Genomic DNA, 17,626 nt, shown 5'->3' on the forward strand with positions numbered 1-17,626 from the left:
GCTTGTTTGAAAAATTGTGAGACTTGTTCTAAATCAACAAAATTGCAATGGCGGCAAGGTGGACGAAGGCCAGGAATGAGGCATCCAGCTTGTCGTATCTGGTAGCAATTCTGCGAAACCACTTGATTTTCTGGAAAAAACACTCAATCAGATGCCGCTCCTTGTACAGATACCAGTCTACCGGCCAGGGATTAGACACATTGCTTTGGGGCGGGATCACGTAATTCGCCCCATGCTCTGAGATATATTCCCGAATGGATTGAGCACCATAAGCCCGGTCTGCCAGTACATTGCTCCCGCAGAGTTCAACGTTTTCAAGCAACTCTACGGCATGAACACAATCGTTATCATTTCCAGCTGAGAGAAGGAACTCCACTGGGTTGCCCAGTCCATCTACAATGGCATGGAGCTTTGTGTTCAGACCGCCTCTGGTACGGCCAACTGCCTTATCCTCTGTTTTTTCCCCCGCCATTGGCGCTTTCGTGTACCTTGATGCAGGTGGAATCTATACTTAGATTTTCCATGTCCGCATCCTCAGACAGTGCATGAAATACAGTTTCCAGTGTGCCGTCATCCCGCCATTTGGCAAATCGGGCATACACGGACTGCCAGGGGCCGTAGGCCTCTGGCAATTCCCGCCACTGGGCGCCGCTTCGGGTAATCCAGAGCATCCCGTTCAGCATCGTCCGGTTATCCTTCCGAGGGCGGCCTCGTTTCCCTGTTTCTTCCGGCGGCAGAAGAGGTTTGACACGGTTCCATTGTTCCGTTGTTAATTCATAACGTTTCATACTTCTAGTTTCGCATATCTGCTTCTTTTGTGCAACTTTTATTTTTCAAACAAGACCTAGCTGCTGCTGCCATAAGTCGGCCTCCTTTCGGACGCCTCTTTTAGTCATACCCGAACCTTATGCAGATAAAATCTGTCGTGATTTGATCCCTTACTGTAAATACTGACTGGTGGCTATCCCTCCACTGTCCTGTTAGAACAGCTTCACAGGTACTGTGCCACCACCTTCATCTGTGTGAGGGCAGGTTATACATCATTTGCTTTCCCTGCCGCCACTTCATTGGGATTACGCCCTCCATGTCACAGACTTACCACGTTCCGATAACCCTATCCAAAACCGTTTCCGGCTTTCAAGAATACCCTTAGGTCTCTCTATGAGCCTGTCTGCTGGACACCGCCTGTAACGGTGTAAGGTGGTTCATAACTTCGAATTTTACTAAACCTCACAGACCTCGCATGGTGCGAGTACAGCCATTACGCTGATTCCCGATTTAGACCCGTACATTCAAGAGTACGTCATCCGCAGTTTCTTGCTGCGGACATCCTCACCATAGGTATCCATAGACCCCCGGCCTAACACCCACAACCACCTCTGGTTTGCTTTGAAATATGGCTGTTTCTCTTTGTTAACCACCAATATTACGAGTGCATTCAGCCGACTTCACCGAGCTTATGACACAGCAGTGCGTAATCATTGCTGCGCCATTCGGAGTATCAGGGCAGGCGTTTCCGGGCGTTACCCCTTCATTCCACCTGTCGGGTTATCAGTTCTGCAAGTTGTTGTTTTCAGGGACTCCTTTCAATTCCGCTTCATTGGACTTGCGCCTGACCTTTTCAGTCAGGAACGTGTCACACCGATATTGGGGTACAGGAAGAAGGCGGTCTTGCCCACGCCGGAGGCGCCGATCATGAGGCAATGGATATCGTCACAGTCCACCAGGGCGGTGAGCCTGCCGGGCTTGCCCTCGCACCCCAGCACCAGGCCCTGCACCTCGGGAAGCCCGTTCTTCTGCCGCCACAGGGCGGGCTGGAAGGGGATGGAGCGGTAGGTTTTCCGCACCTCAGCCGGTGTGGCCCAGCGGGCCGTGCCGTGCTGGCCGTCACCCACATCCTTGCTCTTGATACTGTCCAGGCTGCCCCGGTTGGAAAAGGAGACGATGGCTATCAAGGCCCCAAAGGCCAGCGCCAACAGGAGGATCAATGTCCAGGTGTCATCGATCATTGTGATTACCCCCTTTGTCTGTTCTCTGTATTTGATCTACTTCAAGTGTGACCTTCTTGGCGGTCCAGGCTGAACCAGGCCCCGGTCCAGCGGCAGGGCGCACCGCCCCCTTGGCGGGCGGTGCGGTTCTGCCGCCTACACGCTCTACTCCATAGTCATTGCAGGGCCAGCCACGGCCTGCCCCTGTACCAGGTCGTCATTCCAGTCCTTATGCACAGGGAGCAGGATACCGCTGCGGTATCCTGCTCCCTGTAACTCTTCCTGGAGGCGCCTGGCCGAGGTCTGGCCGGGCTCATCGTGATCCAGGCAGAGCACCACATCGTAGAGATGCGTGTTCTGCTCCAGCAGCCAGTGCATGGCCTGGCCACCGGTGCCGCACAGGGCCACATAGCTGTGTTCCTGCCAGCTATCCGGGTACATCGTGAGGAAACTCAACAGATCAACCGGTGCTTCAAAGGTGTAGAGGATACTGTCCCGGCCCGCGTGATGAAAGCTGTATTGCGGCCTGCTGCCCTCCACGTTGGCCTTGAAGGATTTGCCCTGGCTGTTGGTGCTCCGCTTGTGGGCGTGGCGGGGAACGCCCTGCTCGTCCGTGCCCACAAAGACGCAGTTGTGGTACAGGGCGTCCTCGTACAGCAGGCCGTCCCGGGCGAAGTGGGTGATCACCTCTCGGCTGATGTGCCGCTGTTTCATCAGATAGGCGTACACACGGCGCATATCGGTGTGGGGCGGGGGCAGGGCAAAGGGTTTGGGAGGCTCCTCCCGCTTTGGCTGCGCGGCGGGATATGCCTCTCCCAACTCGTTTCCCAGCAGGAGTGCCATGGCCTCCTGATAGGTGGCTCCGTAGTAGTGCTGGACGAAGCTGACCGCGTGGCCGCCCTGCCTGGCGGCGTGGTCGTACCACTCGCTGCCCCGGACGGTGATGCGGTGCCGTCGCTCCAGCCGGAACTCTCGCCCGGAGCGGAGCAGCTTCTCCCCCCGCCGCCGCAGGAACTCCTCCAGGTCAACGGAGTTTGCCCGCTCCTTCTGCTCGTCGGTAAAGTGGATATAGGTTCCCGTCTTTATCACCTCTCCATGCAAAAGGACGCTGTGTGCAGCTGCACACGGCGTCCTTTACTCGCTCTGATTGATTCTCCTAAAACAGGGAGAGCTGCTGGGACGGCTCCACCTCCTCATAGGCCAGGGCCGGGGGCGTCCGGCGGAGCAGCTCCCCGGCGGCCTGGGGGCTGTGCACCCAATCGGCCAGTTGCTCCCGCTCCAGCACCAGGGGCATCCGGTCGTGGATGCCCGCCATGGAGGGGTTGGCGGCCGTGGTCAGGATGACGCACCGCCGCTGCCCGCCGTAGTCGTTCCACAGTCCCGCCAGGTAGAGCGCCCGATCCCGGCCGGGGAGCTGGAAGCGGTACTTCCGCTTCTGCCCGCTGGCGGGCCCCCACTCATAAAAGCCGGTGGTGGGAAACACGCACCGCCGCCCCAGTACGGACTGGCGGAACATGGGGCGCTCCAGGGCGGTCTCGCTGCGGGCGTTGATGATGGAGCGGCCCTTGCCGCCCACCCCAGGATAACCCCACACCATTACCTCCGGCGCCAGTTCCTCTCCCGCCTCCATCAGCACGGGGACCGGGTCGGTGGGGAAGATCTCCCCGGTCTTGAAGTTCCCCTGCACCTGCCTGATGATGTCCATGATCTCCCGGCTCTCCTCGGGGGACAGGCTGTATCTGCCGCACATCGTACTCACCTCGGTATCATATTGTACCACAGAATTACCAGAACTTACTCGTAGATATTTGGGGAGGCGCCACCCTATACTGATACTAGAACGGATGTACGGGAGGCGGTGTAATGGAGCGGGTGATTCTACACAGTGATCTGAACAACTTCTACGCCAGCGTGGAGTGTCTGGACAACCCCGCTCTGCGGGGAAAGCCGGTGGCGGTGTGCGGCGACCCGGCCCTGCGGCACGGCATCGTGCTGGCCAAGAGCGGCGAGGCAAAGTCCTTCGGCGTGGCCACCGGGCAGGCCATCTGGGAGGCCAGGCTGCGCTGCCCCGGCCTGGTGGTGGTGCCGCCCCGTTACGGCCGCTATCTGGAGCTCTCCCGCCAGGTGCGGGCGCTCTACCTCCAGTACACCGACCAGGTAGAGCCCTTCGGCCTAGACGAGAGCTGGCTGGACGTAGGCGGCAGCGCCGGCCTGTTCGGGGACGGGAGGCAGATTGCGGATACCCTGCGGACACGGATCAGGAAAGAGATCGGCCTGACCGTGTCGGTGGGGGTGTCCTTCAACAAGGTCTTCGCCAAGCTGGGCAGCGACTATAAAAAGCCGGATGCCACCACGGTGATCACCCGGGAGAACTACCGGCAGGTGGTGTGGGCCCTGCCGGTGGGCGATCTGCTCTACGTGGGGCCGGCCACCGCCAAAAAGCTGGGGCGGTATGGCATCCGCACCATCGGGGCGCTGGCACAGGCCAGCCCTGCCTTCCTCCACACCGTACTAGGCAAGGTGGGGGTGATGCTGTGGCGCTTTGCCAACGGACAGGACCTCTCCGGGGTGTCCACCTACTACGCCATGCCGCCGGTAAAGTCGGTGGGCAACAGCACAACCGCGCCCCGGGATCTGGTCAGCGATGACGACGTGAAAATCACCCTCTACGCCCTGTGTGAGAGCGTGGCCGCCCGCGTGCGGGAGCAGCGGAGCCTGTGCTCCACCGTCCAGCTGGGCATCCGGGACAACACCCTGCTGCGCTATGAGCGGCAGGAGAAGCTTGCGTTTCCGGTGAGCAATTCCAGCGACCTGTTTGCGTCGGCCTTCCGGCTGTTTTGCGCCAATCGCCCGTCCCGGCCGGTGCGCAGCCTGTCCGTCCGGGCAGCGGGGCTGTCCCCGGCGGACGAGGAGCCCCAGCTCTCCCTGTTCCCCGAGGATGTCCGCCGCCAGAAGCGGGAGGATCTGGAGCGAGCGGTGGACAGCATCCGGGCCAGGTACGGCTACACCGGCATCCGGCGGGGCGTCCAGCTGCTGGATCCCGCCCTGGATCTGGACGCCAAGGGCAGCCACATCATCCACCCCATCGGCTTTCTGGGGACGCTCTCGTAGTCTGTTGTCTCCACGACTACCTGAATTGCGGAAAGTCCTCATGGTCATCCGCCTTGTGTCCCAGGGCCATGCGCTTTTCCCGGAGCATCCGGCGGCGCTTCTTATCGATGTGCAGGCCGGCCTGGATGGTGTCCGCGGCGGACTGTTCCTGGAAGATTCGGCCCATGTTATAGAATAGCTGAAGTACACAGCGGGCGGCATCTGCGTGGGATACCGCCCGCTGTGTCTGTGTATGTTGGTGGGATGTGGCTTTTCGCTGTGGGTCATGTGCCCCTGGTGACGCACCGGATTGCATAGACGGTGTGCTCGGTGGGGTGGACATGTGTACCACCTCATCTGCCGCGGGATGCTCACCCCACCCCAGTTTGAGCACCTCACGGATGACCATATTGCGCACAGCCTTGAACTCCTTCTGACGGGAGAGGGGCAGCCGCTCCGGAAACTGCTCGGAGTAGGTGCGGCACACCTCCTCCCGCATCTGGTTCCACAGGTCATAGGCGGTGGCGACGCGCTCGTCCTTTACCAATTCGTCCACGATGGCGTCTACCACCGCCTTGGTTCCCGGCGGGAGATAGCCATAGACTTTCTTGCCCTTGGTGTTGTGCAGCCGTTCCGCCAGCTCCAGCACCAGCCGTTCAAGGTTTTCGTTCTGCATCTGGCCGTGCGCCATCTGAGCGATCAGCTCCGCCATGGCGCGCTCCGCATCCCGGCCCAGGGCGTTCCGGTATTCGGTTTTCTGCTCGTAGACGTGGATGAGGTCCTGTTGGAAGATCCGCCGACCAAAGGCGGACTTCACCTGCTGGATGCCCTGTTTGGTGAGATAGCCCTCCTTGGGATCTGTGGAGAACACCACCATGTGGATGTGGACGCTGTCCTCCTTGCGGTGGAAGGCGGCGTACCACCGCAGATGCTCCAGCGGGATTTTGTACCCCCTGGCAATCTCCGGCGCACAGGCGCACACCAGTTGCCGCCAGCTGTCCGCGTCGTTGTAGCCCAGCCGCTCCGCGTCCTCCCGCCGGATGGCCACCACCGGCGTCCACACGCTGCCGGTGTGCTCTGCCACCTCCCGGACGGCCTGGGAGAGGTTGCGCACCTTGCCCTCTGAGCACCAAAGACCGTGCTCACCGTCCAGCTGCACACCGGGGCGGTGGGACACGTAGTCCAGGTAGTTCTCCATCCGGCTCATGGGCTCCGCGAAGTCCTCCTGCACCTGGCGAATGAAAGTATCGGCGTTTGCCTGTGTGGGCGCGTTGCGGTAGTCCTCATACTCCAGCAGCTCCTCCGCGCCTGGGAAGTCCCGCAGCAGGCGCTGGACATAAGCCTGTTGTTTGTTCGTGGCGGGCAGGTCCCCGTGCTCACCCCTGAGCACCTCCACGCCGGGCCGGGTGGCGATGTAGCGGGCTCGGTTGACCAGCTTGCCGGTGTCTCGGCCGCCCTTCAGGTAGGGGGACATGAACCGGACGCGGCTCATCCGTCAGGGTAAACCTGGCGCTGGAGGTTCAGCGCGTCGTCGAAGCTGATCTTCCCATTGGTGCGCAGCACCTCGTCCACCGCGTAGGCCCGCAGCTCCCGGCGGTTCACCGGGTCCGCCCGGAAGTGTGCGGCCACGGTGTGGCCCATCATGTTGACCTCCACGCACAGCTTGAACAGCAAAGTGCGCAGCCGGTTCTCGTTGTCCGCCAGGGTTCCACGCAATGTGTCCACCAGGGCACGGGAGAGGTACTCCGAGGTGTCCTCCGTGGCCAGATAGCCCATGTAGAACCGCAGGGCCTTCTCGATGAACTCCCGCCGGGTCTTGCAGTTGTCCTCCTCCAGCCAACCGTCCATCCGGCGCAGCAAGTCTGGTTTCAGCCAGAGGGTGATCTTTTCCCTGTTCTGCTCGCTCATACGCTCTCCTTTCTCATCACGGCGGAGCGAAAGGGCGGAACCCCTTGGAATTCCGCCCTTTCAGGAAATCACCACCGCTCTCCCGCGTCCTTTTGAGCAACAGAACGGCGGTGCTCCAAATCCGGGAAAGCCCCGCACTGCGGGGCTTTGTGGCCGGAGCGCCGGGGCTCACCACGGCGGTCCTTTATCCTAGTACAAAAATCGAACGCCCCAAACCGGGGCGAAACCGGCCCCAACGGGGCGGTTTTTCGGTTGGGCGGGGCCCTGGCCCGCTCTCCGCCTGAAACCGGCACACAGGGCCCACACGGGGCCGACGGCGCGCTCACAGCTGGGCCAGGCCGGGGGCCTGGCGGAGCTGCCGCTCCTCCGCCAGATACCGGGCCCGGAAATCCGCCAGCGCTATGCCGGCCTGCTCCTGGCAGCAGGCGTCCATCTTCTCCAGCAGCGCGGCCTGCTCCGGCTCCGTCAATGGATACCGGAAGGCGAACTCATTGCCGTCCCCGCACACCAGGGTGACGTCCAGGGCGGGACAGGGCTGGCCGGTGTCCAGGTCATAGACGGCGTACACGTTGAGCCAGTCATCGTTTTCCGCTGTCGCCACATGAGTGCCAAAGACCGCGTCCGGATCAAACGTCACCGGCATATAGAACAGGAAACGGCCGTCGCACTCTGAGAGCTCGTCTGTAAAGCTCACCTTGTCCACAGGGATGCGGCGCTGCCCACCGGTGAGCTCCGGCGGCTCCGCCTCCTCCCGCACCAGCAGGTGGTTGTACTGCTGCGCCAGGGAACGGCCGGTGCGCCGCTGACAGCACGCCTCCATCTCCCCGCGCAGGACGTCCCGCTCTGCCCGGTTGAGGGGATAGGTGAACGGGTGCTCCTCCTCACCGTTATTCCGGCAGAGGGTCACATCCACATGGTCCGCCACATCCTGCAGGGCCACATCGTAGGCGGCATAGAGCTCCAGCCAGTCACCAAGCTTGCCGGTGTCCAGCTCCGGGCCAAACACCTCCCGCTGGATCTGTTCGCTGACGCAGTCAAACTGGAAATCCAGCTTGTGGCCGATGCGCAGGATCTCCTCCGGGAACACAAAATCCCCCTGCCGCAGATCCCGGCGGTGGGGCAGCACAGGGACACTCACAGGCTCATCCCTCCAAGAACCGGGCCGCTGCCCTGCTGCTGTACGCTGTGCGCCTGGTCCTGCTGGAGCTTCAATTCCTCCAAAATCTCCCGGGCCCGGTTGTCCAGCATCGTTCCTCGTTCTGCCGCCCACGCCAGGTAGCCGTCCAGCTTCATGCCCTGTCCCAGCAGGGCTTCCGCCGCCGCCGACGCGTGCTCCCGCAGGCACACGTTCATGGCATCATAGTCCTCCGGCCGCACCCGCAGGCTGTCCTTCAGCAGATGCGCCACCCTCTGCCCGTCGTATGCGGTGAGCAGAGGGAGCAACAGGGGAGCAGCATGGTCGCCCGGCTGGAGGCCCTTTTGGAGCAGCTCCGTGAGCATGGGCAGGTCACGGGCATAGGCGGCGGCGCACAGCAGCTTGGAGGGCGCGGCGGCAACCTGTTCCGGCGCGGCCCGGCGGATGAGCTCGCTGCCCATGGCGGGATTTTGCAGGTAGGCATACTGCAACACCTCACCTGGCAGGGATGGGGACGGGGCGTCCACCTTGTCCATCGTCCGATCCAGCATCATCTGCACCCGCTGGAGGTCTCCGGTGTCCACCGCCCGCTTGCAGGCGTCCAGCCAGACGTCCTCCGGGTACGGCGTCTTTGCCCCGAGCATCAGCTTGGCCATCCGCCTGCCCACCGCGCCCGGCCTGCCCGCCGACTCCACCAGCAGGCTGCACCGCTCCTCCGGTTTTGTCACCTGAAGGGCCAGGGATGAGAAGGCGTACAACTCCCCGTCCCGGACGGCCAGCACTGCCCGGTCTTCCGTGCTCATGTGCAGGGGGCGGGCGCCCACCTCGTCCATGTAGGCGGTGATGCTGCCTGCCATGCGCCGCAGGAGCTGCTCCGTATTCGTCATCTGAGCCTCCTGGCGCATCCGCTGTTCCACCAGCGCGTCCATGAGCACACGCTTTTCTTTCGGGCTGAGATGGAGCACCGCCCCATCCGCTTCCGTGCCGTCCTCCAGCCTCTGGAATCTGGCATAAGCGCCGTGCTCACCGTGGAATGCCTTGGTGATGGCGGAGGAGATGAGGAACATCCGGTCCATATCAGAGCCGCTCTCGCCCAGGGTCTTGCCCGTGGCGAAGGTTTTGATCACAGGCTTGCCGTCCTCCCCGTACCACTTCAGGCGCACGTCCAAGTAGATGCCCTCGCTGGCTCCGTAGTCCGTGGTGCAGAAGAGATCCGCATCCCGGGGGACCACCTTTCCGTCTTCCCAGACATCGTCCAGCAGGAAATACTCGTCCGGCAGATAACCCATACCCTCCAGCCGGTGCTTCAGCTCCTCGTATACCTCCTGGCCGGTGCGGCCGCTCAGTTCAATGGTCTCCATCTTTCGCTTCCTCCTTCTGTGGTTGTGTGGGTTTGGATGCTGCCGGCCGCCGACGCCTGCTCCTGTCCGGCCGGCACCGGGCGTCCAGGTAGGCCCGGGTTTCCGCCGGGACATAGGTTTCGTACAGCTCCTCCAGCGCCCGCTGGAGCTCCTTCTGGGGTGTGCGCTTGTTCTTGGCGGCAAGAAAATACCGGAGCGCGTCCAGCCGCTCCGGCTCCATACTCACCGTCAGTTCCACTTTTTCCACGAAGTCCACCTCCATAATCTGTTATGCGGCCTGCTTTGGAGCTGCCAGCCGCCCGCCTCCAGCGCGGAGAAAAACGCGAAGGTCTCCGGCGTCAGGCACTCCATCTGCGCCGCCTTTTCCGCATTGCCGCGGTTGGCTATGTAATAGGCAAAGTAATCCGCGAAATATTCCCGGCAGCCTGTCCCGGCGTAGGCACGCAGAAAGGCGGAGGCCGCACCGGCCTCCGCCTCGTAAAAGGAGCTGCGCCCGGGCGGGAATCCGAGCATGCTGTCCAGGAAGTGCCCGAACTCATGGACAGTGGCCTTTGCCTCCGACACGTAGATGTGCTTTTTATCGTAGTCCGCGGCGCCCGTACAGCTCGTGCCATACCGCCGGGTCAGGCTGGCCAAGTGCTGGAAGTCCACCGCATACGTCCAGCCGCTGTCCGCAAAGGCCCGCAGGATGGACTCCGGCACCCGGCGCAGCTCCAGCAGATAGTCGTTCAGGTTCACTTCGTCGGGGTTCTGGATTGGAAACTCCGTGAGCATGGGCGGTTCACTGACCTGAAAGTCACGGGTCAGCAGGGCGTCCAGCAGCGCCGCGGCTTCGTCCCGGGTGACCAGCTCCATTGGCTCCGTTCCCGCCGGGCACAGGCCCAGCTCCGCCCCCACCCGCAGGCAGTTCTCGTAGGCGGACAGGGCCTCGCCGCCCGGATACAGGGTGCTGTCATAGATGTGCAGCCCCGCGGCGGCAAAGGCGCTCTGGTACAGGGCGCCGCGGCAGAGGCCGCTCTCCGGCGCGGCCACGGCGGTGACGGGCAGCCAGCCCCGGTGGTATGCCTCGGCCACGCAGCCGCTTTCAGAAGGGGTATCCAGACAGGCCCCGCACAGCATGGCTGCCCACTGCCGGACGGTAACAGGGTCATCCATTTCGCCCGCGGAAGCGGCCAGCGCCGGCGTCCGCAGCAGGAGCACCAGAACCAGAACCAGAGCCAGCAGGCCGGAGCATATCTGCCTACATCGTGTAGAACTCAATATGGATCTTCCTCTCTACCTCATCGGGCTGGAAGGACTCCGGCTGGGCAAAGTGCCGGCCCCAGCGGTCTATCTGCTCCGGCGTAAGGGAGCAGAAGCCGCCGTCCGGGGTGTTCCCGGCCAGGAAGAATGTGCCGGCAATGATGTCGTCCCCCAGCCTGCGGCTGCCGGGCAGGCCCATCAGCTTGCCCTCCTCATTGCACACCAGGCAGACGTCCTCCAGGGGGATGACCTCAATGTACCCGCCCACCATCTGCTGCATGGCCTCCAGGGTGTTGGGAATGGTAACGACCTCCGGCGCCTTGCCGGGCTCTATTTTCAAGACCTGGATGGAATCTTCTTTCATTGGATGCAACCTCCTGACAGAAATCGGACGCATGAGAATCCACAAGCGCCGCCTTGAAGCAGTGCGGTATGAATATCTTGTTTCATAGTGCCCTCCATGGTATAATCAATCCAATATTGATGATAAAGAACAGCACCCGGAGGAGATCGGATATGGACAGGCTCCCTGATTTTGTGGAAACCCACCTCAGAGAGATGGGTTATTTTACGTTTCTTCTTCCTGTAACCGCGTTTGGGTATCAGGACGACATGATTATGGAGGTCAGCGTGGAGTATGGCCTCTCCGGTGACCGGACACATTATCAGGCCAATGTGTGGGCGCGTCAGGATCGTTCCCACACTAAGCACATGATCTATACCCTGTCGGTTCCTGCGGCGGGTGGGCCCGCACCCGATGAGATCTTTTCAGCACTGAACAGCGATGACGGGTTCACCGCCGTGATGCATGACTATATTTACGAGGCGGCCAAGCACCGCGAATAACCGTCCGTACTTTGGGGTAGATATCCGTATAATGCCGATATGTCCCTATCCAGATGCCGGAAGGTAGTTCCTCGGATTTGTTCTCTGGCCGTTGACGCGCACCTCGAAGTGGAGGTGGGGGCCGGTGGACCGGCCGGTACTGCCGGCCAGGGATATAATGTCGCCGGTCTCCACCGTCTGGCCCACCCGCACCAGCAGCTGGGAGTTGTGGGCATAGAGGGTGGACAGGCCATTGCCGTGGTCAATCATCACGTAGTAGCCGTAGCTGCTGTGGTATTGGGCGGCAACAACGGTCCCGGGCAGGGCAGCCCGGACGGGGGTTCCAGTGGGCACTGCCAGATCCATGCCGGTGTGTCCACGGGTCTCCCCGGTGAAGGGATCGTTCCGGTAGCCGAACTCCGACGTTACCCGGCTCTCCCAGCCCGCCCCAATGGGGGAGCAGAAGCCGTCCGCCCCGATGTAGGGCATGTCCGCACCGGGAATCCAGCCCTCCGTGCCGGTGGATACGCCATACTTCACCACGTTGTACACGCTGTCCGCGTTGCTCTGCTGTTCCGGGGTGATCTCCGTTCCGGTGAGCTGCTGGATGTTCTGCCAGACCTGCTGGAGGTCTGAGATCGGGACGGCTACGGTGTAGGCCTCCTGGGTTTCCACCTCATTGCCGTCCTCATCCACAGTGGTCACCGTGCGGGTGCACTCCTCATAGGTGACGAAGCAGTCCACAAAGCCCTGCCCGGCGTGGGCTGCCGGGTCGTCCGCGCCGAAGTACAGAGCGTAGAACATTGCCTTGACCCGGATGTCATCCAGGGTATCCCCCTCCTCCATCTGCCCCTCCACTGCCTGTATGGCGGCATCCAGCAGGGCAAAGCTGTCCCGCATCTCCTCGATGTATGCCCGGTACTCCACCGGGGTGCCCTCCGGGATGGCCCCGCCGCGAAAGCACAGGTCTACTGCGGTACGGTTGTGCTCCGCCCCGCCGGAGAGCAGAGCGCAGAAGAACACTAACAGGAGGATGATGGGGGAGAGCACTGCCACCAGCACCCACCCCACGGCCTTCCGGCTCTTTTCGCTGGTGAGGATGGACGCGGCGGCCCTGATTGCCAATGCGGGGCTCATGTGGCACACCTCCCGCAGGAGCAGGGCAGGTTGTCCTCCGGGAACACCTGGGGGAGGGCCAGCTGTCCCTCGTCGTGCTCCAGGAAGTCCCGCCAGGCCCAGTTCCGGCCCAGCCCCTTGACGGCGGTTAAATGAGGCCGGGCCCTGTCCTCAATGGTCAGGGCCCGGCTTAATAGTTCCGGATATTGGTGGTAGAGAGTGCGGATCTCCCGCCGCTTCATGCTGGGACAAAAGAAGCATGAGGACTTCCCCGGCAGGGGAAGCCCGGCTTCCTGGATGACCCGGATGCACTTGTTCCGGTCCCAGCCCCACTCCATGAGGGGGTATTCCTTCTGGTATTTCTTATCTGTCATATCCCGCTCCCGGACTTTCTCCCGCCGCTCCGGTTCTCCGGCGTCATAGCCGATGAACTTGACCACCCGGCCGCCGCCGGCCCACACCGCCTGGCAGCGGGGGTCGTGCCGGCAGAACTTTTCTTGAGGCATGATTTTGTGCTTGAGGGAGCACTTCTTATAGCCATAGGCGATGGAGGGGAGGGAACCGGAGCGCAGGCATTCCTGCTCCAGGGTGAGCCGCTGCCCATCCCGGGTGGTGTACCACACCCGGGTGATGGGCGGCATCCCGTGCTCCGCCAGCCAGCGGCCCATGGTATCCAGATAGGCGTAGGTGTGGGGCTGCTCGCCGCCGGGATCCGCGAAGAGGATGAGATCCACCGGGACGCGCCTCTGCCAAAGTCCCACCAGCATGGCGGTGCTGTCCGTTCCAGCGCCGTATCCCACCACGTTCATCCCTCTCCTCCCACAATCAGCGCGTGCTTGTGGGGCGGGGCGTGGACGTCCAGCAGGTTGCGGTCCGCGCCGCACTTGAACAGGCAGACGCCGTTATTGGGGGAACTGATCAGGTCGTACTCGGCGCTCTCCAGCTGGAGGTTGTCCATGTAGAACTTCTTGTCCACCTTGCCGCCGTGGAAGAGGAACTGATGGGTGGGGATGGCAAACAGGGGCCGGGTCAGCTCCCGCACCCCCTGGATGTCGAAGTCCTCCAGGTTCTGGGAGGCCAGGATCAGGGCGGAATTGCGCTTACGCACCCGCTTGAGGCAGTTGCGGATGTACTCAATGGTGGTCAGGTTGGACAACCAGAGGTAGAGCTCGTCCAGAGTGGCCACAGTGTTGCCCTGGGTGAGGAGCCGGTCGCTGAGGTAGGACAGCAGGTTGAACAGCAGGGCGTCCTTGACGGAGGAGTTGGCGTGGATCAGATCCTTGACGCCAAACACCAGAAACCTGGTGCTGGTGATGTTCGTGCGGCCATTGAAGTAGACGCTCTCCGCCCCCCGGCACATGGAGTGGAGGCTCAGCAGGAGTTCCCGCAGCAGCTCCCTGGGATAGAGGGGGCTGTCCTCCCGGTCATAGTGCTCGTAGGCGTCCTCCAGGACGGCGTACAGATCCTCGGCAATGGGCCAGTCCTCCGGTCCCAGGGCGGAGAAGTCCGTCTTGTCCGAGATGCCCCACTTCCGATACAGCCGCTCCAGCATCAGCTCCAGGGTGTCCACCTGCTGGTGGGTGAAGGGCTTGTAGGCCCGGAAGAAGTCCTTGAGGAAGGAGATGTGCTGGGACAAGGGGGAACGCTGGCGGAAAGCGTTGGGCGCGGTTGGATCGTCCTCCCCGTCGTCGCCAACATCCCACCGCTTGACCTCCAGGAAGTTGATGCGGTACTGCCCGCCCATGAGATCCGCATAACAGCCGCCCAGTTTGTCGCAGAGCCAGGTCAGCTCCTGCTCCGGATCCAGGCAGATCACCGTCTTGCCGCTCTCCAGCAGGTTGCAGAGGAGCAGTTTCAGCAGGTAGCTCTTGCCCTCGCCGGAGTTGCCCAGGATAAGCACGTTGGAGTTGGTCTTGTCCGGCGTGCGGCGGTCCAGGTCCAGCAGGATGTCCGAGCCGTAGTGGTCATTGCCGATGTAAAACCCGTGGGGGTCATTCTTGCCGGAGTAGTTGATGGGGTACAGGTTGGCCACGGAGCTGGCGGGGAGCACCCGCTCAAACTGGGCGCCCAGGGCATTGCGGCCCGCCGGGTTGGCGGAGAGGAAGCCCTCCCGCTGGCGGAGCAGCAGGGGGTCTGCCGCCAGCTTGGCGCGGGTGAGCTCGGCGCCCACCTCATCCCGCAGCCGCCGCAGCTCCTCGGGGCTTTTGGCGGCCAGCTCCAGGAACACCGCGCAGTGGATGAGGGGCTCCCGGTTCTTCCGGGCGCCGGCTATGATGGCGGCCACGTCCTGGAGGTTGGCCTCCGCTGTGACGCTCCGCTTCAGGTTGTCCTGACTGCTCCGATCCAGCCGGTTCTTGTTGACGGCCTTATGGTAGATGGCGTCCTCCTCCGCCGCTGTTACCTGGCGGGCGTAGAGGTGGAGTGTGGCGCCGGCCTTGTTGCAGATGTGGGAGAGCAGGGCCAGCTCCTCAGTGACGGCGGGGTAGCCCCGGAGGGCCAGGACACAGCGGTACAGCCCGCCCAGGACATAGGAGTCCGTGTTGAACTTGACCGCCGCCGGGGCAATCATGTCCAGAAAGTCCTTGGGCTGGAACATTTGCACCGATTTTTCCACCGGCTGTTTCCGCTTCTTCTGTGCTTTAGCCATGGTCGGTCACCCACCTCTCTCCGTCCACCTGGTCAAAGTGCTCGGTCACCACGTCCTGCTGGTAGTACACCGCCAGGATGCGCTTCACGTCCTGCTCCCCGGCCAGGCGGACATGGAAGCCGTGGTCCTGAATCTGCTTCTCCAGCCGCCGGGGCAGCTCACGATCCTCCGCGGCCTTGCCGTCCAGGCGGCACACCAGGGCAAACTCCCGGGAGGCGGCGGTGGAGGACTGCCTGGCGTCCAGGTGCTCCATATCCTGCCGGAGCAGCTCCCGCAGGGCGGGCTCCGGCTCCTCCTCCAGCCGCCGCTGGTAATACTGCTTGTTTTTCAGGAAGGACTCCCGGGAGTCCAGGGCCAGCAGTTCCAGGGAGGCCATCCCCTGGAGAAGCCCGGTCAGGGCCCGCACCCGGCCCCGGATGCCCTCCGGAGAGAGGATGGACAGGTTATCCGGCCGGAGCAGGTAGAAGATCAGCTCATCCCGGCCGCACACCGCGCCGTGCTCCGTCAGGCGGGTGACGCCCATGAGCTGCCGGGTGGTCTGGCGCTGGCGCAGAAGCTGCTGTTCTTTCCTATTCACAGCTCTGCCCCCATTCGTAATACTGCTGCTGCAGGAACAGGAAGCAGGCCGCCCGGCGGAGGAAGTCCAGGACGCTGGAGCCCTCCACCTGGATGGCGAGGAAAGCGTACAGCACCGTGCCTACCAGGGGGATCATGCTCCCAGTCTGGGCCAGCGCCAATACAGAGAGCAGAAAGGCCACCCCGATGATGGCCACGTCCCGCAGCTGCCACAGCCACAGGGTGGCCTTGGCCTTCAGGTTGTCTGGGTAGATGAACAAGAAAACACCTCCGAACGCGAAGGGGCGCCAGCCATACAGGCCGGCGCCCCTTCTGTGGGTCATTCTGCTGTGCCGCTTTCCTCCGTGTCCTCATCCTGGCCGTTGCTATCCGCCTCCGCTTCGCCGTCAGGCTCAGCGGAGGCATCCGTAGCCTCCCGTTCCTCCTGAGCTTCTGCCAGGGCCCTGTGGATGCAGTCCAGGAAGAAGGCGTTCTGCTTGATGCCCCTCTCCTGCAGGTAGTCCTTGAACCTCTCGAACAGCTCGCCGGGTACCTGGAATGCCACCGTCCTCTTGTCTGTGTTCATCGTGTTTTCCTCCTTATTTTGATTGTCGTAGAATGTCTGGATCAGCCATGTCATGTACTGGCCCAGGGTCTGGCCGGACGCCTCCTGTGCCTCCCGCACCCGGGCATGGAGCCCTTCCGGGATGGGTGCGCAGAGGTTTTTCACTTTTCCTTCCATATTGCAGCTCCCTTCCTTTTGTGGTAACGCAAGTATACCGATCTCACCGGCAAATAGCTATGACCAACACCAACAAGGATTTTGCCGGAAAGTAAGCAGAAGCAACAATGTTAATCCCCCTCCGCCGCCCGGGCGATGCCGGCCATGATATACTCCACGCAGGGGATGGCCACGCTGTTGCCCAGGGCCTTATAGCGGGCGGAGTCCGAGGAGCCGGGCAGGTCTGTCCAGCTGTCCGGGTAGCCCTGCAGGCGCTCACATTCCAGCGGGGTGAGCCGCCGGATGAGGAGGATCGCCGGTGCGTCACGGCCAGGCTGGCAGACCAGGTCTGTGGCGTCCTTCTGCTGGCGGGCGCTCTGGGTGGAGGCGATGCTGTCCTCTCTGAACTTATCCACCCACTGGCGGCTGAATACCGCGTGCCTGTCTGCTCCAGTCAGGGTATAGGCCACATCCCGCTGAATACCGATTCCGTTGCCGCCGTTGCGGGGCTGCCGGTCAATGGCGTTGCCGCAGATGCAGATGACCGGTTCCGGCTGGAGGGCCAGGGGCAGGTTGTTTCCGCCGGTGCCCGCCCGGGCGGAGAGGGTGGGGCACACCGGGTGAGGCCCTGTGTACCGGCTGTCCACGCCGTGGTTCTCAAAAACCAGAGGCTGATGTCCGTGCTCCTTCGTCCTCACAAACTCCATATCGCTCATTTCTGCGCAAGCGCAAAAAGTTCGCTCATTCCGTTGCTCGTCCTCTCCCCAAAAGGCTGTACAGCCTTTTGAGGGCCCCATTGGGGTACCGGTCTTATCTTCCGTGCAGTCCATGACGCTGCCGCCCTGGTCGTTGAGGCAGAGGACGGAGGGCATGCGGTTGCCGCTCTGGCCTGCCTTCAGTGTGGGGGCAACACGCTCCGAGTACCCAATACTGCCCGCGCTGGCCCCCGCCCCGGCGGAAAATCCAGCCGCAAAGCCTGGTGTCCCCGTAAGGCCGCTCTCATTCTGACTGGCCAGCCCAGCCTGTACCAGCAGCGCC

The 17,626-nt window shown here is 62.4% G+C and carries 19 protein-coding genes and 1 pseudogene; 2 read left to right on the forward strand and 18 right to left on the reverse strand.

Annotation, left to right across the window (positions count from 1 at the left end; translation table 11 throughout):
* Positions 1–28 precede the first annotated feature (28 nt).
* The 4 genes and pseudogenes from B5E42_RS09015 to B5E42_RS09035 all read right to left on the reverse strand — a co-directional run bounded on the left by B5E42_RS09015 (position 29) and on the right by B5E42_RS09035 (position 3,738).
* Positions 29–788, reverse strand: a pseudogene (locus tag B5E42_RS09015) (IS5 family transposase).
* 837 nt (positions 789–1,625) lie between these two features.
* Complete coding sequence (locus B5E42_RS09020; RefSeq protein WP_343214185.1) at positions 1,626–2,009, reverse strand: hypothetical protein; 384 nt, start codon at positions 2,007–2,009, stop codon at positions 1,626–1,628.
* Positions 2,010–2,153: 144 nt separating this feature from the next.
* A complete protein-coding gene (locus tag B5E42_RS09025) occupies positions 2,154–3,077 on the reverse strand; it encodes a DUF3991 and toprim domain-containing protein (protein WP_242967073.1) in 924 nt (307 codons plus the stop codon).
* A 67-nt stretch (positions 3,078–3,144) separates the two neighbouring features.
* Positions 3,145–3,738, reverse strand: coding sequence for an SOS response-associated peptidase (locus B5E42_RS09035; RefSeq protein WP_087238838.1), 594 nt, complete (start codon positions 3,736–3,738; stop codon positions 3,145–3,147).
* Between the two features lie 113 nt (positions 3,739–3,851).
* On the opposite strand from B5E42_RS09035, the gene B5E42_RS09040 reads away from it, so the two are divergent.
* Positions 3,852–5,099, forward strand: a complete 1,248-nt coding sequence (locus B5E42_RS09040) for a DNA polymerase IV (RefSeq protein ID WP_087238840.1) — start codon at positions 3,852–3,854, stop codon at positions 5,097–5,099.
* Positions 5,100–5,115: 16 nt separating this feature from the next.
* Here the strand turns inward: B5E42_RS09040 and mobP3 are convergent, their stop codons facing one another.
* The 7 genes from mobP3 to B5E42_RS09075 all read right to left on the reverse strand — a co-directional run bounded on the left by mobP3 (position 5,116) and on the right by B5E42_RS09075 (position 11,088).
* Positions 5,116–6,570, reverse strand: a complete 1,455-nt coding sequence (gene mobP3, locus B5E42_RS09045) for a MobP3 family relaxase (RefSeq protein ID WP_087238842.1) — start codon at positions 6,568–6,570, stop codon at positions 5,116–5,118.
* Positions 6,567–6,986, reverse strand: coding sequence for a hypothetical protein (locus B5E42_RS09050; RefSeq protein WP_087238844.1), 420 nt, complete (start codon positions 6,984–6,986; stop codon positions 6,567–6,569). Before B5E42_RS09050 ends, mobP3 begins: the two co-directional genes overlap by 4 nt.
* Before the next feature lie 322 nt (positions 6,987–7,308).
* Positions 7,309–8,124 (reverse strand): hypothetical protein, encoded by an 816-nt coding sequence (locus tag B5E42_RS09055; protein ID WP_087238846.1) that lies wholly within the window; start codon positions 8,122–8,124, stop codon positions 7,309–7,311.
* Positions 8,121–9,482 (reverse strand): hypothetical protein, encoded by a 1,362-nt coding sequence (locus tag B5E42_RS09060; protein ID WP_087238848.1) that lies wholly within the window; start codon positions 9,480–9,482, stop codon positions 8,121–8,123. Before B5E42_RS09060 ends, B5E42_RS09055 begins: the two co-directional genes overlap by 4 nt.
* On the reverse strand, positions 9,469–9,729 hold the full coding sequence (locus B5E42_RS09065; protein WP_087238850.1) for a DUF6103 family protein: 261 nt from the start codon (positions 9,727–9,729) through the stop codon (positions 9,469–9,471). The genes B5E42_RS09060 and B5E42_RS09065 overlap by 14 nt, the downstream gene beginning before the upstream one ends.
* On the reverse strand, positions 9,711–10,742 hold the full coding sequence (locus tag B5E42_RS09070; RefSeq protein ID WP_141242507.1) for an S-layer homology domain-containing protein: 1,032 nt from the start codon (positions 10,740–10,742) through the stop codon (positions 9,711–9,713). Before B5E42_RS09070 ends, B5E42_RS09065 begins: the two co-directional genes overlap by 19 nt.
* A complete protein-coding gene (locus B5E42_RS09075) occupies positions 10,723–11,088 on the reverse strand; it encodes a DUF3846 domain-containing protein (protein WP_087238855.1) in 366 nt (121 codons plus the stop codon). The genes B5E42_RS09070 and B5E42_RS09075 overlap by 20 nt, the downstream gene beginning before the upstream one ends.
* A 152-nt stretch (positions 11,089–11,240) precedes the next feature.
* Between B5E42_RS09075 and B5E42_RS09080 the strand changes: the two genes are divergently transcribed.
* Positions 11,241–11,570 (forward strand): hypothetical protein, encoded by a 330-nt coding sequence (locus B5E42_RS09080; protein WP_087238857.1) that lies wholly within the window; start codon positions 11,241–11,243, stop codon positions 11,568–11,570.
* Between the two features lie 45 nt (positions 11,571–11,615).
* Here B5E42_RS09080 and B5E42_RS09085 read toward each other — a convergent pair whose 3' ends face one another.
* The 7 genes from B5E42_RS09085 to B5E42_RS09115 all read right to left on the reverse strand — a co-directional run bounded on the left by B5E42_RS09085 (position 11,616) and on the right by B5E42_RS09115 (position 17,295).
* A complete protein-coding gene (locus B5E42_RS09085; protein ID WP_087238859.1) occupies positions 11,616–12,686 on the reverse strand; it encodes a M23 family metallopeptidase in 1,071 nt (356 codons plus the stop codon).
* A complete protein-coding gene (locus B5E42_RS09090) occupies positions 12,683–13,474 on the reverse strand; it encodes a hypothetical protein (RefSeq protein WP_087238861.1) in 792 nt (263 codons plus the stop codon). The genes B5E42_RS09085 and B5E42_RS09090 overlap by 4 nt, the downstream gene beginning before the upstream one ends.
* Entirely contained in the window at positions 13,471–15,312 is a 1,842-nt protein-coding gene (locus B5E42_RS09095; protein ID WP_087238863.1) for a DUF87 domain-containing protein, read from the reverse strand. The genes B5E42_RS09090 and B5E42_RS09095 overlap by 4 nt, the downstream gene beginning before the upstream one ends.
* Entirely contained in the window at positions 15,305–15,889 is a 585-nt protein-coding gene (locus B5E42_RS09100; protein ID WP_087238865.1) for a hypothetical protein, read from the reverse strand. The genes B5E42_RS09095 and B5E42_RS09100 overlap by 8 nt, the downstream gene beginning before the upstream one ends.
* Positions 15,882–16,148, reverse strand: a complete 267-nt coding sequence (locus B5E42_RS09105) for a hypothetical protein (RefSeq protein WP_087238867.1) — start codon at positions 16,146–16,148, stop codon at positions 15,882–15,884. The genes B5E42_RS09100 and B5E42_RS09105 overlap by 8 nt, the downstream gene beginning before the upstream one ends.
* A 59-nt stretch (positions 16,149–16,207) precedes the next feature.
* Positions 16,208–16,609: a hypothetical protein gene (locus B5E42_RS09110; protein WP_087238869.1), complete on the reverse strand. Its 402-nt coding sequence runs from the start codon at positions 16,607–16,609 to the stop codon at positions 16,208–16,210.
* 110 nt (positions 16,610–16,719) lie between these two features.
* Entirely contained in the window at positions 16,720–17,295 is a 576-nt protein-coding gene (locus B5E42_RS09115) for a DNA cytosine methyltransferase (protein WP_242967074.1), read from the reverse strand.
* Positions 17,296–17,626 lie beyond the last annotated feature (331 nt).

The sequence above is a fragment of the Flavonifractor sp. An10 genome, from assembly GCF_002161215.1.
GTDB lineage: Bacteria > Bacillota > Clostridia > Oscillospirales > Oscillospiraceae > Flavonifractor > Flavonifractor avistercoris.

Coding starts and splice junctions, on each gene's coding strand:
- B5E42_RS09095 (WP_087238863.1), bottom strand. CDS start 15,312: ATGGCTAAAGCACAGAAGAAGCGGAAACAGCCGGTGGAAAAATCGGTG.
- B5E42_RS09115 (WP_242967074.1), bottom strand. CDS start 17,295: ATGGAGTTTGTGAGGACGAAGGAGCACGGACATCAGCCTCTGGTTTTT.
- B5E42_RS09085 (WP_087238859.1), bottom strand. CDS start 12,686: ATGAGCCCCGCATTGGCAATCAGGGCCGCCGCGTCCATCCTCACCAGC.
- B5E42_RS09020 (WP_343214185.1), bottom strand. CDS start 2,009: ATGATCGATGACACCTGGACATTGATCCTCCTGTTGGCGCTGGCCTTT.
- B5E42_RS09060 (WP_087238848.1), bottom strand. CDS start 9,482: ATGGAGACCATTGAACTGAGCGGCCGCACCGGCCAGGAGGTATACGAG.
- B5E42_RS09110 (WP_087238869.1), bottom strand. CDS start 16,609: ATGGAAGGAAAAGTGAAAAACCTCTGCGCACCCATCCCGGAAGGGCTC.
- B5E42_RS09050 (WP_087238844.1), bottom strand. CDS start 6,986: ATGAGCGAGCAGAACAGGGAAAAGATCACCCTCTGGCTGAAACCAGAC.
- mobP3 (WP_087238842.1), bottom strand. CDS start 6,570: ATGAGCCGCGTCCGGTTCATGTCCCCCTACCTGAAGGGCGGCCGAGAC.
- B5E42_RS09035 (WP_087238838.1), bottom strand. CDS start 3,738: ATGTGCGGCAGATACAGCCTGTCCCCCGAGGAGAGCCGGGAGATCATG.
- B5E42_RS09080 (WP_087238857.1), top strand. CDS start 11,241: ATGGACAGGCTCCCTGATTTTGTGGAAACCCACCTCAGAGAGATGGGT.
- B5E42_RS09090 (WP_087238861.1), bottom strand. CDS start 13,474: ATGAACGTGGTGGGATACGGCGCTGGAACGGACAGCACCGCCATGCTG.
- B5E42_RS09040 (WP_087238840.1), top strand. CDS start 3,852: ATGGAGCGGGTGATTCTACACAGTGATCTGAACAACTTCTACGCCAGC.
- B5E42_RS09075 (WP_087238855.1), bottom strand. CDS start 11,088: ATGAAAGAAGATTCCATCCAGGTCTTGAAAATAGAGCCCGGCAAGGCG.